The organism is Bacillus sp. LR--39 (genome assembly GCF_053613335.1).
Genome location: NZ_JBSIOT010001139.1, coordinates 1 through 620 on the forward strand (window position 1 = coordinate 1; position 620 = coordinate 620).

Consider the following 620-nt stretch of genomic DNA (forward strand, 5'->3'; position numbering starts at 1 on the left):
GGTCTTTGAAGAAAAGGTTCGCGCATTTCTCCGACTAGTTTTCTTACTTCATCTTCTCTTATCATCGAACCTCACCCTTTTGTGTATTCGTTTACAATTATTATTATATCATACATAAATGGCGGGTGTCTTATGCTTAGAACCGCAAGAAAACCCTCCTTTACTCCAGAGGGTCTCCTTTTTCTGTGAAATATCGCAAAATGCCTTTATATATGGAAGATGCCACCTTGTCTTGATATTTCGGTTTACCGAGCAGCGTTGCTTCGTTTGGATTGGATAAAAATCCGACTTCTATAAGCGCCCCCGGTTTGGTGACGTTTTGCATTAAGTAGATACCATGAATCCGCTTTGCTTTCCGGGTTGTGTTTTCCAGATTTCTTCTCAGCTCATCCTGAATGTATTTTGCGACTTTCTCATTTTCCGCATATTTCCCGTAATAAAAGCTTTGGGCTCCGCTCCATTTTTGTGACGGAATCGCATTAAGATGAATGCTGATATAGAGCTCCGCCTCTGAATGGTTTATTAATTTGACTCGTTGTCTTAGATCCTCAGCTTTTCGTCGGCTATAGCCTTTAGTTCCTTCTGGAGCGAGATCAGTATCACTTTCTCTGGTCATGATA

Annotated in this window: 2 protein-coding genes; both read right to left on the minus strand. The window is 41.1% G+C overall.

The features are described 5' to 3' along the window. Positions 1 to 65 (minus strand): hypothetical protein (locus tag ACWHAR_RS28950; RefSeq protein WP_452088685.1); only part of this gene is annotated, 65 nt, incomplete at its 3' end. Positions 66 to 160: 95 nt separating this feature from the next. After that, on the minus strand, positions 161 to 620 hold a 460-nt coding region (locus tag ACWHAR_RS28955; protein WP_452088684.1), incomplete at its 5' end, for an N-acetylmuramoyl-L-alanine amidase.